At 41.6% G+C, this 16,568-nt stretch carries 9 protein-coding genes and 6 tRNA genes; all 15 read left to right on the forward strand.

Going from position 1 to position 16,568, the window contains the following annotated elements:
• Positions 1-212: 212 nt before the first annotated feature.
• The 15 genes from OCV60_RS10135 to OCV60_RS10205 all read left to right on the forward strand — a co-directional run bounded on the left by OCV60_RS10135 (position 213) and on the right by OCV60_RS10205 (position 16,546).
• A tRNA-Asp gene (locus OCV60_RS10135) sits at positions 213-286 on the forward strand.
• A 23-nt stretch (positions 287-309) separates the two neighbouring features.
• A tRNA-Val gene (locus tag OCV60_RS10140) sits at positions 310-382 on the forward strand.
• A gap of 12 nt (positions 383-394) precedes the next feature.
• A tRNA-Ile gene (locus OCV60_RS10145) sits at positions 395-468 on the forward strand.
• 20 nt (positions 469-488) lie between these two features.
• A tRNA-Asp gene (locus tag OCV60_RS10150) sits at positions 489-562 on the forward strand.
• Positions 563-587: 25 nt separating this feature from the next.
• A tRNA-Val gene (locus tag OCV60_RS10155) sits at positions 588-660 on the forward strand.
• A gap of 15 nt (positions 661-675) precedes the next feature.
• Positions 676-761 (forward strand) — tRNA-Leu (locus OCV60_RS10160).
• A gap of 72 nt (positions 762-833) precedes the next feature.
• Positions 834-974 (forward strand): hypothetical protein, encoded by a 141-nt coding sequence (locus OCV60_RS10165; protein ID WP_262530131.1) that lies wholly within the window; start codon positions 834-836, stop codon positions 972-974.
• A gap of 90 nt (positions 975-1,064) precedes the next feature.
• A complete protein-coding gene (locus OCV60_RS10170; RefSeq protein ID WP_262530132.1) occupies positions 1,065-3,140 on the forward strand; it encodes a leucine-rich repeat domain-containing protein in 2,076 nt (691 codons plus the stop codon).
• Positions 3,141-3,592: 452 nt separating this feature from the next.
• A complete protein-coding gene (locus OCV60_RS10175) occupies positions 3,593-3,907 on the forward strand; it encodes a YbjQ family protein (RefSeq protein ID WP_021943703.1) in 315 nt (104 codons plus the stop codon).
• Between the two features lie 39 nt (positions 3,908-3,946).
• Complete coding sequence (locus OCV60_RS10180; RefSeq protein ID WP_021943702.1) at positions 3,947-4,414, forward strand: hypothetical protein; 468 nt, start codon at positions 3,947-3,949, stop codon at positions 4,412-4,414.
• An 82-nt stretch (positions 4,415-4,496) separates the two neighbouring features.
• Positions 4,497-5,186 carry a zinc metallopeptidase gene (locus OCV60_RS10185; RefSeq protein ID WP_117785207.1) on the forward strand — a complete coding sequence of 230 codons (690 nt, stop codon included), beginning with the start codon at positions 4,497-4,499 and terminating at the stop codon, positions 5,184-5,186.
• Between the two features lie 524 nt (positions 5,187-5,710).
• On the forward strand, positions 5,711-14,011 hold the full coding sequence (locus OCV60_RS10190) for a leucine-rich repeat domain-containing protein (RefSeq protein ID WP_262530133.1): 8,301 nt from the start codon (positions 5,711-5,713) through the stop codon (positions 14,009-14,011).
• Positions 14,012-14,177: 166 nt separating this feature from the next.
• On the forward strand, positions 14,178-14,840 hold the full coding sequence (gene sdaAB, locus OCV60_RS10195; protein WP_262530134.1) for an L-serine ammonia-lyase, iron-sulfur-dependent subunit beta: 663 nt from the start codon (positions 14,178-14,180) through the stop codon (positions 14,838-14,840).
• Positions 14,841-14,855: 15 nt separating this feature from the next.
• A complete protein-coding gene (sdaAA, locus tag OCV60_RS10200; protein WP_262530135.1) occupies positions 14,856-15,719 on the forward strand; it encodes an L-serine ammonia-lyase, iron-sulfur-dependent, subunit alpha in 864 nt (287 codons plus the stop codon).
• Positions 15,720-16,006: 287 nt separating this feature from the next.
• Positions 16,007-16,546, forward strand: a complete 540-nt coding sequence (locus OCV60_RS10205; protein WP_117785211.1) for a histidine phosphatase family protein — start codon at positions 16,007-16,009, stop codon at positions 16,544-16,546.
• Positions 16,547-16,568: the final 22 nt, after the last annotated feature.

Raw genomic sequence — 16,568 nt, forward strand, 5'->3', positions numbered from 1 at the left:
GTAAGTGCGGTAACGCATTCAGCTGACAGATACTAATAGGTCGAAGACTTATCCTGAGAGGTTCGAAAGATAAGCGGAAGAGATTGGAGAAAATGAAGTCGTAAGACTTTCTGTATGAAATTCTGAAGGTACATGAACAATAGAACATGTATCCATCAAACGTAAGATGTGAACGAAGTTTTGCTTGTTATCATCGAAGCGATTACCATAATGGCCCGGTGGCTCAGCTGGTTAGAGCGCCGCCCTGTCACGGCGGAGGTCGTGGGTTCGAACCCCATCCGGGTCGCTTGCGAAAGCAAAATTATATATGGGATCTTAGCTCAGCTGGGAGAGCATCTGCCTTACAAGCAGAGGGTCACAGGTTCGAGCCCTGTAGGTCCCATTTATAACATGAGGACGTTTAGCTCAGTTGGTTAGAGCAATCGGCTCATAACCGATCGGTCCTGGGTTCGAGTCCCCGAACGTCCACTACGTTTTAAAATTAATATGGCCTGGTGGCTCAGCTGGTTAGAGCGCCGCCCTGTCACGGCGGAGGTCGTGGGTTCGAACCCCATCCGGGTCGCTTGCGAAAGCGCAAAATTATATATGGGATCTTAGCTCAGCTGGGAGAGCATCTGCCTTACAAGCAGAGGGTCACAGGTTCGAGCCCTGTAGGTCCCATTGTCCAAAGGACATGCCGGCGTGGCGGAACTGGCAGACGCACAGGACTTAAAATCCTGCGGGACTAACCTCCCGTACCGGTTCGATTCCGGTCGCCGGCATTATTCGAAAAGCTTGAAACTGAAAGGTTTTAGGCTTTTTTTCGTTTGTCTAAAAATGGACAAAAATTCTAGATGGACACAGTGGAAGAATCCAACGATCACATTTACATTGGAGGAAGAAAGATTGCAAAGAAGGTTACAGGCACTGTAAAACTGGGCAATAAAAAATATAAGGTTGTAAAGGGTGTTGTAAAAGGAACCATCAAAAAATAAAAGTATTTCATAAGGGTAAATCGAAATAAACTATCTTTCTGTGGAATGGCATGATAAAATAGAAACAGTATTTTTTAGGGAGGTTATGCTATGAAGCAGACAAGAAGTAAACAATTATGGCTGATGCTTGCTGTAGCAATGTGTATTTGCATACTGGCACTGATGGGTGCGGGCTCTTTATCAAAAGCTGATAATGCAGGACAGATGTATACATATAGTGCAGCAGCATCATTTGTATGTGATGCAAATGGTACGATCACCGCATACAAAGGAAACAAGAATGCGGAACAGATCATTGTACCGGCAACGATCAACGGCAGGACAGTAACAGGAATTGGCAATAATGTATTTAAGGGATGTGAAAGAGTTACTCTGATTGTAATTCCGGACACAGTTGTAACAATCGGCGATAAGGCATTTGAAAATTGTCAGAGCCTTAATACGTTGTATAGCTACAAGAAAACAACGAATGTAACGGCGAATAAGACGGCAACAGTAACGGATGCGGCTGGCACTACAGGTACTGCAACGGAAAAAGGTGTAGTAGTATCGTATACAGATATGGGCGCTATATCGATTCCGTCCGGACTGACGAAGCTTGGAACAGGAGCATTTGCAGGCTGCAGATCAATCGGCAGATTTGCAGTGCCGGAGTCAAGTGCATATTTTACAACCTATACATGGAATCCTGCAGATCCAAATCGTGCACAGATCAAGGGAAAAACGCAGGGGGAATTATTGATTAGCAAGGATGGTAAGATTCTGTATCGTATGGCATCCTTTAACTATAATGGCAAAGGACCATATACGTTTTCACCAAAGCTGACAGTGATCAATCCATATGCATGTGAGCAGAGCGGAATTACATGGGAGATCCGCATTCCGGATTCTGTGAAGACGATCGGTGATTATGCATTTTATAAATGCAACAATCTTGGAACCGTTTCCTTTGGAGATAAATCCAAGCTGGAAAAGATAGGAGCTTATGCGTTTGCATATAATAACAATATTCAGATCATGCTTCCGGCAAGTGTAACATCTATCGGCACATATTCATTTGCATATTGTCCGAATATCATATTTGATATGTCAAAAACAAAGATTGAGGTAATACCGGATTATACATTTTATAATTGCCCAAACCTGAAGGATTTCAGAAAACCGGAAGAGAATGGTGGTTATGTAGGAATTGTTGTGCCAAAAACACTGAAGAAGATAGGAGCTTATGCATTCTATGGCTGTTCAAATGTAAATCAGGTGGTATTTAAGGGAACTACTCTGAAGTCCATCGGAACGGGAGCATTTCAGACCTGTGGCAATCTGCACGATATTGATATTCCGGAAGGAGTAACAAAGATTGCCAATGGAACATTTGACGGATGCCATAATCTGAATACGATAAAACTTCCAAACAGTCTGAAGAATATTGGAGATAATGCATTTAAGAACTGTACCAATATCAAGAAGATGGTAATTCCCAAGAACGTATCCCATATTTCAAACAACAGTTTTGCAGGAGCAAAGCAGGATGGTATTGATACTTCAAAGAATCAGTATTCCCAGAAATTTATCAAGGCAGAAAAGCCTGCGGCAGTTGGAACAAAGTTCAAAGTTGGAAAATTGCGTTATAAGATTACAAAATCAGATGCCAAGAAGGGTACTGTGACGCTGTATGGAGCAAAGAAATCCGTAACAAAGGCAACAATACCTGCAACAGTTATGTATCAGGGCTATAAGTTCAAGGTTACTTCTATTGGCAACAATGCATTTAAGGGCTGTAAGAAGCTGAAAACAGTAAAACTTGGAAAGAATGTGAAGTCAGTTGGAAAGAGTGCATTCTATGGCTGCAAGAAGCTGAACAGTGTTTCACTGGATGCGAAGCTGACAAAGATTGGAGATAAAGCATTTGCCAAGTGTACAGCGATCAAGAAACTCACAATACCAAAACAGGTAAGTCGGATCGGGAGCAAAGCATTCTATGGCTGTAAGAAACTGAAGACGATCACTGTGAAAAGCAGTAAGTTGAAAAAGAAAACAGTTGGAAAGTCTGCATTTACACAGATCAATAAAAAGGCAACGATCAAAGTGCCAAAGAAGAAAGTAAAGGCTTACAAGACTATCTTTAAGAGCGCTGGAGCAGCAAAAAGCGTAAAGATCAAAAAATAAGTTCTCTTTCCTGGATGACAGATGAAAGCTATATGAATACATTATGTCAGTATAACAAAAGCCCCGCAGCAGGTATTGCTACGGGGCGAAGGAAGGGAATCTATGAAAAATGAAAGTAAGCAATAATTATAAAGTGTGTATCTGATATTCAGATATGCACTTTTTTAGATCTGAGGACATTCAGTCGGAAACGCTCGCTCTGACCGCATTTCCGGTGATGCCCTCTTGGTTTTGTTTTCCTTTGATGGTATTTATATTACTGGATAAATGTGTTTATTCTATGTTCAGGATGTCAATGAATTGTGAAAAGAAAACATAAAAAATGCATGTTTTAATGATGCTAACGTGTAGTATAAAGTGATTTACAGGTCGCGTTCATTCGTGGTATGATAAAGAAGCCTGCAGGGAGCAGGAGAAACAAAAGGTTATGGAAAACGCAGGAGGAAAAGAAAATGGTAGTAGTAAATACAGAGAATATACCAGGAAGAGAGTATCAGGTACTCTCATTAGTAACAGGCTGTTGTGTTATGTGTAAGAATATCGGAAAAGATATCGGAGCATCCTTCCGTAATATGGTAGGAGGAGAAATGCAGGCATATACACAGATGATGGCAGAAGCAAAGGATAAAGCAATTTCATATATGATCAACCAGGCTATGAGCATGGGCGCAGATGCGATCGTAAATGTCAGATTTGCTTCAACAACAATTGTTGCCGGTGGTGCGGAGATCCTTGTTTCCGGAACGGCAGTGAAGTTTACAGCATAACAGATTGATTCACATACAGTGGTAGAAATGGAGGAGTATATGAAGAAGCCAAAACATGAGCTGATGACATTTGTTGCCGGGATCGTGATGCTGGTGGCAGGGTTATTTATCTTATCACAGAAAGTAATCGTATCGTCCAGTTTCTTTTCTTCATTTGGAGGAATGTCCATTTGGGGAGCAAGAATCAGTTCAGGAATGGTAGTGATTCCATTGATCATCGGAATTGTCTGGATGTTTATGACAGATTCCTTTGCATCAAAGGTTTTTTCGGCACTTGCAGGACTGTTGATCGTCATCATGGTCATTCTGACAACGAATATACATTTGACGACCATGACTTTATTTGACTGGCTGGTTATTCTGGTGCTGATCTTTGGAGGGCTTGGATTTATCGGAAGGATTCTTTTGGCAGACAGAAAAAATGAAGAGGTCGATCCGAGAGAAGAAATGTACAGAGAAATGTATGGGGAACAGACTGATAAAAAGTCAAAGAGAAGAAAAAAATAATCCTTTGGTGTATTCCGTTTGAAATGGGAGAATTTAAAGGGAAAGACTATTACAAATATTATATAAGAAAGAGATGAGTGATATGCCTTATTTTTATTTTGATCCAACGTATATATTAGTTCTGATCGGAGTTGTTCTGTCACTGATCGCATCTGCTCAGGTGAAATCAGCATATAAGAAGTATGAAAAGGTATCGACCAGATCAGGATTTACTGCAGAACAGGTAGCAGCGATGATTCTCAGAAATGCCGGAATCACAGATGTAACGATCCGCCCGATTGCCGGAGAATTAACGGATAACTATAATCCAAAGGATCATACCTTGAATCTGTCACAGAATGTATATGGTTCCAGATCGATAGCGGCAATTGGTGTAGCAGCACATGAGTGTGGTCATGCGATCCAGCATGCGGAAGGATATGCGCCGCTTGGTTTTCGTTCAGCGATCGTGCCGGTTGTAAGCATTGGTTCTACATTATCATGGCCATTGATCCTGATCGGTTTACTGATCCCAAGACTGGATGTATGTATCACACTGGGAATTCTGTTATTTTCACTGGTCGTTGTATTCCAGTTTGTAACCCTGCCGGTTGAGTTTAATGCATCAGGCAGAGCAATTGCTATTTTAAGAAATGGCGGATTTATGACAGAAGAAGAACTTGGTGGGGCCAAGAGAGTGTTAACTGCTGCAGCTCTTACTTATGTAGCCGCAATGGTAACTGCAATCCTTCAGCTTGTTCGTCTGCTGTTACTTACAAACAGAAGAAGATGATAAAAAAGTAAATATCTAATATTTCGGAGTGCACATTTATGGGCATGCCGGGATATGATATGAATGTAACCGGAAGGTGAAAAATTGTGGTATTAAATGATACCGGTTTTCAGCTTTCCGGTTATTTTTTTGTTTTATGACAGGATGAATATGGAGAAATGGATGCACATATATGAGAATCATTTTCGGGTTGCGGAAGCGTATAGTACAAAATATACAAATAATTTGTTAAAATTGGTGAAATTAGCTAAAAATATGTTGCAAAATTGTGAATAGTATTTATAAAACTAATGTGCTACAATATACATGGTGTGATAAATTTGGATAGTTTCTCACAAAAATAATACGGATTTGTGCAATAATTTAGAAGATTACACAAAAATATGCCCAAGGTATCACAACCGGAAACATAATGACATTGCCAGTTATCCCAAGGGGTTGGATAACTGGCAATTTATAGTATATCAAAGTATACATAGGAATTGGCGGGATGCAGTTCCGGACAGCGATGAATGGAGGACAGAATGAGAAAACGAAACATGAGAGGATATGTAGCGGCACTGGCGTTGACGGCAGGACTCTGTATGACGCAGGGGCTTTCTGTACAGGCAGCGACAGATGTGCAGGGCGACAGCGGATCGGATCAGGAATATGAGGCGGCAGATCCGTCAAAGGGAGTCACCTATGTAAAAAATGATGCAGGAAGTACAATGGGAATTGATCTGAATGGTAATTCTGTTATTATTCGCAAATCTGACAAATCAACATCACAGAGTACATATATCAATATTTATAATGATAAAAACAGGAATGGAGAGCTGGATGAAGGTGAATCAGCATTTGAACTGGATGGAAGTGCTGATATTCTGTATCCTGGGATGCCTGTTTACGGATTATATGAACAGAAGTCAGATCGGCCACTTGCGATCACATTAGATGGTGTAGAGCTGGGATCGGTGTATGGCGTATACGGAGGCTGTATTGAGACAGGATCTGACAGTGCCGCATTAATTGTGCGGGCTTTGAATAAGGCTGATCTGAAAGTATTAACCGCAGCAGAGAAATCAGAGGTAAAAGGAGATGTGGAACTCCAATTTGTAGACACATCGGTAAGCAGTGGGCCGTTATATATAGGAAAAACTGCTCAGATCAGTGGGAATGTGTCCTTATCCCTGAATGGCGGATCTTATTATATGCTCAATGCACTTGCATCAGGAAGTACTGTGCAGAAGAATGTGGATGTGAAATTACGGAATGTTAGTTTTACGGGGACTGATACATCCGGAATTGTGCTTTCCGGCAGTACAGTAAATGGTGATGTGAATTTTGATGCTGATGGGATCGATGTAAGCAGTCAAAGTGAATTTCATGTATTAAATTCAGGCAGTGTAAATGATCTGACTGCATCATTAAAGAATTATACAGGAAAAGGATGGACATTTTATGGCACGAACAACAGTGCTGTAAAGGGAAATCTGGATGTAAAGATCCTGGGCGGAAGCGGAACCTTTGCAAATATATATGGTACCTATTCGTCAGGTATTTATGGACATGCATCTATACAGATTGAGGGTTGTATCTGTTCCGGGGCGATCATGGGAAGTAGTTCCGAATGTTCATTTATCAGTCGGGGAAGCGAAAATGATGGGTATACCGTTGATGTTGCAATAAAGAATTGTAAAGTAAACGGTATCGTGTATGGCCTGAGTGGTGTAAAGCAGATCTATTCTTTGAAACTTACCATGCAGGATATTGATGGCGGAAGTGCAAGTATATATGGTTATCAATCCGGTTCCGCGAATGTGACCGGTCCGGCTGACATCAGTCTGGATAATTGTAAGGGATACAGTATCTATGGTTATTCAGGATATACTTCTGAAAATTATAAGACCGTTGCAGCACAGAAGATCTCAGTGACCAATTGTACAGCAAACTGGTCAATCTATATGGTATATAATGGTTATTTCGGTGATGACTGTATTATTAACAGTTCGAAAAATATCTGGTCTGCATATACGGGCTTCTATTATGCGAAAGCGGATAAAAATGTAATATTTACCTCTGAACATGAAAATGACAGCACGATCCTGGATGAGAATGGTCAGCCGGTGATCGATTCGAATTCATCAGCGGGTTCGAGTACATATTATATGTTGCAGGGAGCAACAATAAATGGAGATTTTACAGCAGATGTAACAGGTATTCGTTGTAAGGCAATGCAGCCGTTAAGTTCATCTACGATTTATGGAAGCTCTGACTTTACGATAAAAGACAGTGAAGTATTTGGAAGCTCTTATGATACAGTCCAATTTGCTTCTTATGCGACATCGTCGGACGAACATCATGTAAATGTACAGATTGAAAATACGGACTTCAGTGCCATGAGTTCACTTCGGTTCAGTAATACTCTGGCAGATCATACAAAACTTACAATGACAGTAAAAGATGATTGTAAACTGCCATCCACATGTTATGTTATTCCGAATACAAATGAAACCGGTTCAGCGATCATAACGATCGGAAACGATATCTACTATGGTGGAACGGTTGTACTGAATGAGAATGTTTCTGCGGACAATGTATATTTTGGTAATTATGCAAATTATTCAACTGCACCTGCTGTTGTTCAGGTTTCAGAAAATGTGACAGTAACAGCAAAAGAGAATTTGAATATAACATCGTCAGCCAAGGTATTAAATAAGGGAACGATAAAGGCAAATGCAATAAAGAGCCTTACGTCTTCAAATCCAAAGATCTATCTGAATGGCGGACAGATCGATGCAGAAGAGAATGCAGCTGAGATCTATTATCCAATAAAACTGGAATATAATAAAAATGCAGGTGTTGTTTCTACCGGATCGGGCGAGACTATTTCATTAGATCCCGATGTGTATTATGGAAAAAATGAACAGAACATCAGTGTTTATATTTCAACTTCCACCGGATACCAGATGAAATCAGCAATTGTAAAGAAAGATTCGGAAACAACGGGTTCCGAACTTGCAGTATCAGGTTATAATTACAGTTTCGATATGCCGGATGAACCGGTAACGATCGTTGTAACATTCGAAGGCCTGCCAATTACGATAAAAAAAGCGGCAGCAGATCCTTGTGCTGTTATAAATAAAGAGTATACATCCGAGGATCCATTATACGATCTGACCAGACTTGTGATCATCAATGATGCAAAAGAAGGTACCGTACAGTATAAAGAAGATGATACATATAATCTTCCGGATGGACTGAAGATCGAAGATGGAAAGATTATTGGAATACCTACGGTATTATACGAAAATGGAAAACGGACTGATATTCATGTAACAGGTAAGAATGGAACGGAAGCAGTATTAAAACTGAACGTGATCGTTTCAACCAAACAGCAGGTACAGGAAAGTACCAGTGAGAGGCTGACGATTGACGAAGAGAAGAAAGAGATTAATTTAAATGGTACTTCAGCAGTTATTCAGGAGATGAAGCTGGCAGATGGTACTACAGTTACCGGAATCTATGCGGATGATGACCAGGATGGTAAACCAGATGGAAAGAGTGCTATGTACAGTGCAGATCTGTCTGATTATGTGATCAAGGGAGTTGACAGACAGAATAGTGACCGATCTGTCAGAGTCACCATGTTAAGTGGCTCTGCGGGTACGATATATGGCGCGTATAATTCTCAGATGTCATATACAGACAGCGATGCGGTTGTCGTTGATGTTCAGGGCGGCAGCGTAAATAATGTATATGGACTGGGATCCGGAGCTTCATTAGATGGATGTGTAGCTGTTAAAACAGGAAAAAATGCAGCAGTTGGAACTGCAGCTATCAAGGATGCGTCATATGCATTCTTCGCAGGCTCTCTACTTGATAAGGCAGGAGCGATCACATTGGATAAGAAATATGTGATTAATGAGTTATTGAGTGGAGATTCTCTGGCAGTAAAAGAATTTGCAACGATCATAGCGAATGCACGAGTTGAGCTTACAGGAACATTCACATTGGAACGTGGAACAGAATGTACGATCAATAAAGGCGTAAAAGCAGATAAGTTTACAACAAATGGCAATTTATCAAAGATCTGGTTCCATGATAACTGCGAATTTGGATCATTTGAACCAAATTACTGTTGGGTAACGATAGAGGAAGATGCAAAGCTTACTGCTGATGACATCAAGGCACAGAATACATCCGGTAAGATCCTTCATAAGGGCGTTGTGTCCGGTAAGACATTCAGTAGCACGGCGAAATGGCTTGTGGTTGGTTCTTTTGCGGAAGATACAGATATCAGTGACTGGTCGAAACTGTATTTTAAGGTAACGGCAACATCGAATATGGAAGGTATCACCGGATATTCATCTGCTGAGGATTTTGGATGGAGCGACAGCGAAGATGGAAATGGCCTTGATTATTACCTGCCGGGTAATACGACTCAGAATATTACTTATGTAGATGTTCCGGGATATACAGCAGTACTTTCGGTAAATGGCGGAGAGGCTGTTGAGGGAGATGCAAACGGAAGATGCACGTTGACATTTCCACAGGAGAAGTCAGAGATATATGTGGAATATATAGCAAAGCAGATTACATGTACAAAACAGTATTCGGATCCGGTCGTTGTAAAAGATGCCGAGTATACAGCAGAAGATCCGGCATATGATCTGAATCAGTTAAAACTTGAGAACGATACATCTCTTCGATACGGATCATCGAAAAAGTATAGGATCAAAGCCGGTTCCAAGCTTCCGGACGGACTGATTCTGCAGGATGGAAAGGTAGTTGGTACACCAGCTGATACAGCAGAAACTACAGAAACGATTTTCCGTATTACAGGAAGAAACGGTTCTGAGGCAGAGTGTAAGGTTGTATTTACAGTAGAAGAAGCAGGATATAAGGTAACGGATCTGACGAAAGAACTGGATGTAAAAGAGTATAGCGATATTGATCTGAAAGGACATTCTGTTGTGATCATGCCGGATGCGTCCGACGGCTCCGGTAAAAAAGTATCAATTTATCCGGATGATAATCATGATGGTATAGCCGATAGCGGACGAGCATTAAAAATTGGCGGAAAGACATCTTATGATCTGAGCAGCCGGTCAATCTATGGATACAAAGATAATACGCCGTATGAGGGTGATATCTCTATTTATATGTATGGTGGATCCATCGGTGGTTTGTTTGGCGCAGGTACATCAAGTACGGGAAGTGCTCAGGCGAAGGTAAACGGTACAGTCAGTCTGTATGTGAAGGACGGAACAATTTCTTATCGGACTGCAGGAGCATATAATGCAGATGTAAAGAAAGTGGAACTTTATGCAACCGGCGGATCTTTCTATCAGTATGTTTACGGTTTGCAGGAAGCAAGTGCAGATGATCTTATATTCCATTTTACAGATAAGGCTCATATGGCGCAGACACCATTCAGAGAAACCTATAGCATGTATTTTGCAAAAAGCGGAACCGTAAGAAATAATGCAGATATCAGGATCGGTGCAAGTGGCAGTCAGGTAGCATTTGCAGATTATAAAAACAGTATGATATCAAATAAGAGCAATTCATATGGATTTTATGAAAGTACGATCCAGGGAAATGCAAGCTTTGACGTTGTTGGTAACTGGGCACTTGGAAGTAATAGCAAGAGCTGGTTCTTAAATGATTCGACCGTTAATGGGGATGTGGATATAACACTGGATACCACATCATTTGGAATCAGTAATTCAACCGGTACAAATCTGGGAGAAAGTGTTCTGGTATACAAAGGATCTGTAGGAAATATAACAATTACAGATAAGACAGGATGCAGTAACTATGTTGTAGCGGCTCAGTGTACCGTTAATAATATAGTTGGAAAACGTACAGTGACCGGAACGTCCAGAGGTATTGTGACATACCTGTATCAGGATAGTAGCTATACATTAAATGGCGGATTGTATGCTGAGGATTATCAGGATGTATATGTTGGCGGAACTTATACGATCAATAAAGATGTAACAACAAGAGATCTGCATGTACTGAACAAGTCGGATATTACGATCGCGGATGGTACTACAGTTACATACACAGGTGATGCAGAGCTGAATGGATCGATCACCAACCATGGTTCATTCTACTGCAAAGGAGACAAGTATTCTGATACAACAGTATCCGGAACATTTACCAATACAGGTGATGTGTCATTGTTAACTGCAACGACATTAACATTGAATACAACAGCCAGATTTATAAATAAGGCGGATGCATCATTATGCTTTGGTAAGCTGAAAAACGGAGGAACCATTATCAATGATGGTGTTTTGGATCAGACTGTAAATGCAGCCTCTATAGGAGATGGATATATCCTTACATCTACCAAACCGGATATGTATAGAACATATTCAAATATTTACTATAAAGCGGAACTGGAATATCCGGAATTCTGTTTTGAAGAGGGTACGGATGCACCTGTTACATTAGCTGCATCCACGGAATCGAATATGAAGACTACAGGTACAGAGGGAGATGATTCCGTTTATATCAGAGGCGGAGTAGCAGTAAGCGTAACTGTAACAGGCACACCGATTGATGACCTGACAGTGGATGCGATCAAATACGGTTCTTCTGACAGCTCGATGACAAAGAGTGATGATACAAGCTGGACAGCAAATATGCCATATGAACCAACTGTATTTACCGTAAGTATGGCAAGCGATACAGCAACAGCGATCACACTGGATAAAGAAGAGGATTCTGTAGACACAGCAGTTGTGGGTGTTGCAACAACAGCAGATCATCCACTATATGATCTGACAGCTTTAAAAATCTCAAATGATATTGACAATGCGACAGCAAAGGTTACATATTCATTGGCAAAAGGATCGTATCTTCCTTCCGGCCTGGAATTAAAGAATGGAAAGATCTATGGAACACCAAAGCAGGCTTCTGATTCATCACAGATCGTGACCGTTAAAGTATGTGGAAAGAATCAGACAGTTGCAGCATTTAAACTGACATTTACCAAGGTTGGCAAAGGAACTCCTGTTATGGACACACCGGACACATGTGTTGGTGTGGCAGGTAAGACATTGGAGAGTGTGACTCTTCCGAAAGCAAAGAAAGGTAATTATCAGTGGGTTGATAAGACAACTGTGATTGAAAAGGCAGGAACAGCGGAATATGATGCATATTTTATTCCGACAGATATTACAAATTATGACTGGAGCAAGGCAGATATAGCAGAAGATGCTTATGAAGTGCTGGCAAATGGATCTGTAAGGATCAAAGTAAAGATCACGGTGAAAGCAGACAAACAGATTCCGGAATATAAGGTTCCGACAGATCTGAAGGGAATCTATGGACAGACACTTGCAGATGTAACCATTCCGGAGACGGAAGAAGGAACATTTGCATGGGTGGATGACAGTATGTCTCTTGGAGAGGCAGGAAGCCATTCATTTAAGGCAACATATATTCCGAAAAATGAAAATGTTTATGAAGTAGTACAGGATGTTGTAATTACTGTAACAGTCGAACCTGCAAAAGCGGAATTTACATCTACGCTTGATACATTAACTGTGAAAAAGGGAACTGTATTAGGTGATGTAGAACTTCCGGATGTTGATGGTGGTTATTATTACTGGTATACAGCAAAGACAACCGTCATAAATGAATCCGGAGATTACAAGGTGTGTTATAAGCCGAATGATATTACAAATTATGACTGGACAGAGAACCCTGGATGGAGTAATGCTCATAAGGGTATTATCGTGACAGTGAAGATAACGGTGCAGAGTGAACATGCACATACACTTGTATGGAAATCAGATGCTGCACAGCATTGGCAGGAATGTGAATGTGGTGAGAAGACAGAGAAAGCTGCTCATACATTTAATGCAGGTGAGATCACAAAGGCACCGACAACGACTGCAACAGGTATTAAGACATACGAATGTGAGGTGTGTGGATATCAGAAGCAGGAAGTCCTGCCGAAGAAGGAAGATACCACACCAGGTAAGCCAACACCGACACCGGATAAGCCAACACCGACACCGGATAAGCCAACACCGACACCGGATAAACCGGTGGTAACAGATATCAGTAAGGCAGCAAGTAAGACAGTTATTTCCGGAATTAAGTCAACGGTGACCTATACAGGAAAGACGTTAAAACAGAGTAAACTTACAGTTACGGTCAACGGCAAGAAACTGTCAGCTAAGACGGATTATACAGTTAAGTATAAGAATAATAAGAATATTGGTAAGGCAACGATCACTATTACCGGTAAGGGTAATTATAAGGGAACTGTAAAGAAGACATTCCAGATTAAAGTTTCCAAGAAGAAGGCGTATGTTGTCGAAGACATTAAGTACAAAGTAACCAAGGATGCAAAGAATGGAAAAGGTACTGTAAAGGTAGTTGGAAGTACAAAGAAGACGAACAAGAAATATAAGAAATTGAAAATTGCAAATACTGTTCAGATCGGTGGTGTGACGTATAAGATTACTGCTATTGAAAAGAAGGCATTTGCAAATTATAAGTACCTGACTAGCGTTCAGATCGGTGATAAAGTTACAAAGATTAGCGATCAGGCATTCTACGGATGCAAGGCACTTACAAATATTGAGATTGGTAAGAGTGTGACTACGATTGGTAAGAGTTCATTTGCAAAATGTAAAAAACTGAAACAAATTACATTTAAAACAAAGAAACTGAATAAGGTCGGAAAGAAGGCATTTAAGGGAATCAATAAAAAAGTAGTTGTAAATGTGCCGAAAAAGCAGTATAAGAAATATGTAAGTCTTATGAAGAAAGGAAATGTTCCATCAAAAGTAACTTACAAAAAAGTAAAGTAGAGTATCCAAATACATGTGACTATGTATATGGAAGGTGATAATTACATAACATAAGGTGAAAGGCCACCGGATCATCGGATGCCAGTTCATAGAATCTCTGGGTGACGGAGTTGTATGGAATGCAGAAGATATCGGTGGTCTTTTCTTTTAACAGGAAGGTGGCAGAATGAGTATTTTTGATATTGTAGGTCCGGTCATGGTCGGACCGTCCAGCTCGCATACGGCAGGTGCAGTAAGGATTGGATATATCTGTTATAAGCTGATGGATGAACCGATCTACAAGGTAGAGATCGGGTTATACGGATCGTTTCTGGCGACAGGAAAAGGTCATGGAACGGATAAGGCACTGGTCGCCGGGCTTCTCGGAATGAAGCCGGATGATATCCGAGTGCCGCAGAGCTTTGAACTGGCAAAAGAGGCAGGTATGGAATTCTCCTTTTATGAAGCAAAGCTTGCACATGCAAATCCGAATACAGTCGCACTTCATATGACAGGTGAAAGTGGCAGAGAGCTTGATATCGTAGCGGAATCGGTTGGTGGCGGACGAATCCGCATTTGTAAGATCGATGGACTGGATGCGAATTTCAGTGGAGATTATCCGACACTGATCGTACACAACTTAGATCAGCCGGGACATGTGACGGAGGTTACATCTATGCTCGGTCACAAATCCATCAATATTGCGACCATGCAGCTCTATCGTGCCTGTCCGGGCGGACATGCGGTCATGGTTTTAGAGTGTGATCAGGAGGTTCCGAAAGAATCATTAAAATGGCTGGAGCATCTGGAAGGAATCCTTAAGGTAACATATCTGAGTTTGAAGGAATAGAAAGGAAGAGAAAGAATGGCATTTTCATCTTTGGCAGAAATAGACAGTTATATGAAAGAAAATACATGTGAGTTTTGGGAGGCGGTGATCCGCGAAGAAGCAAGGGATTCGCAACAGCCGGAAATGGATATCGTAAACCGGATGACACAGATGTACCGCGCGATGAAGGAGGCGGATGAAGCTTATGATGATACGCTGACTTCCCATAGTGGTCTGTCCGGTAAAAATGGTAAGAAAATGGCAGATTATGCTGCAACACACAAATGCATGTGTGGTGAATTTGGCGGAGCAGTTATGGCACGGGCAATCAAGATGGCGGAGAGCAATGCCTGTATGAAGCGGATCGTTGCAGCACCGACGGCAGGCTCCTGTGGTGTTGTGCCTGCGATATTGATCACATATGAAAGGATGACGAATACTTCGGAAAATGATATGGTGAAGGCTTTATTTGTGGCAGCAGGAATCGGTGATGTGATCGCAAGACGGGCAAGCATATCAGGTGCAAGAGGAGGCTGCCAGGCAGAGATCGGAGCATCATCGGCTATGGCGGCGGGCGCGCTTGCATGGTTAAAAAGCGGCAGCAGTCATCTGATCACACAGGCAGCAGCAATGGCATTAAAGAGTCTGCTTGGACTGGTGTGTGATCCGGTAGCAGGACTGGTAGAGGTGCCATGTGTGAAGCGAAATGCTTCCGGCGCAATGAATGCATTATGTGCAGTAGATATGGCACTTGCAGGAATCGAGAGTGCCATTCCTGCAGATGAGGTTATTGATGCAATGCGGGAGATCGGTGACCTGATGCACAAGGATCTCCGGGAGACAGGAAAAGGAGGCCTTGCAGCTACCGCTACCGGAATGGCGATTGCTGAACGTCTGTAGAGGTTCTTACATGAATGAGCCTGTGAAATCCTATGGAATAACGTTGACAGCCGGTGTGAAATTATAGTATATATAATCCAATAGAAAGTGTCGTCTGGATAGAATTGTGCGGTGACTCTGAGACGAGAAGGGTGTAACAGACCTTTCCTTACGCCAGTCCTTAGTGAGCCGCAAGAAAGCGGCGAACTTAGTACTGTTGCGTAAGGAATAGAACGAGAGTGCGCTGTTACACCCTTCTCGTCTCAGAGCCACCGTACAATTCTATAGTATGAGAATAAGGAGACAACATGGGAAAAGTATTTTTTACAAGACACGGACAGACGATCTGGAACGTGGAGAATAAGATATGCGGTGCAACTGATATTGAACTTACAGAGCTTGGACATCAACAGGCAGAGGAGCTTGGAAGAAAGCTGGCGGAGGAACAGCCGGGAATCGATGAGATATTATATTCACCGCTTGTTCGTGCAGCCGAGACTGCCAGACATATATCGGAGATGACAGGAATTCCGATGCGGATGGAGCCGAGATTAAAGGAGCAGAACTTTGGGCGGTTTGAATCAACACCCAGAAATGGAGAAGAATTCATGGAAGCAAAATCCCATTTCCTCGATCATTATGATGGCGGAGAGACGATGATGCATCTGTGCCAGCGTGTCTATAATCTGTTAGATGATGTAAAGGCGGAGTCCGATCATAAGACGTATCTGCTGGTTGCACATAATGGAATTTCAAGAATCGTGCAGTCATATTTCTATGATATGACAAATGAAGAATTCGCGCATTTCGGGATTAAGAACTGCGAGATCCGGGAATATAACTTTTAAATGAGTCATCCGGTAAAAAGCC

The organism is Coprococcus ammoniilyticus (assembly GCF_025567345.1).
Classification (GTDB): domain Bacteria; phylum Bacillota; class Clostridia; order Lachnospirales; family Lachnospiraceae; genus Coprococcus; species Coprococcus ammoniilyticus.

Coding starts and splice junctions, on each gene's coding strand:
- OCV60_RS10170 (WP_262530132.1), top strand. CDS start 1,065: ATGAAGCAGACAAGAAGTAAACAATTATGGCTGATGCTTGCTGTAGCA.
- OCV60_RS10180 (WP_021943702.1), top strand. CDS start 3,947: ATGAAGAAGCCAAAACATGAGCTGATGACATTTGTTGCCGGGATCGTG.
- OCV60_RS10175 (WP_021943703.1), top strand. CDS start 3,593: ATGGTAGTAGTAAATACAGAGAATATACCAGGAAGAGAGTATCAGGTA.
- OCV60_RS10165 (WP_262530131.1), top strand. CDS start 834: ATGGACACAGTGGAAGAATCCAACGATCACATTTACATTGGAGGAAGA.
- OCV60_RS10185 (WP_117785207.1), top strand. CDS start 4,497: ATGCCTTATTTTTATTTTGATCCAACGTATATATTAGTTCTGATCGGA.
- sdaAB (WP_262530134.1), top strand. CDS start 14,178: ATGAGTATTTTTGATATTGTAGGTCCGGTCATGGTCGGACCGTCCAGC.
- OCV60_RS10205 (WP_117785211.1), top strand. CDS start 16,007: ATGGGAAAAGTATTTTTTACAAGACACGGACAGACGATCTGGAACGTG.
- sdaAA (WP_262530135.1), top strand. CDS start 14,856: ATGGCATTTTCATCTTTGGCAGAAATAGACAGTTATATGAAAGAAAAT.
- OCV60_RS10190 (WP_262530133.1), top strand. CDS start 5,711: ATGAGAAAACGAAACATGAGAGGATATGTAGCGGCACTGGCGTTGACG.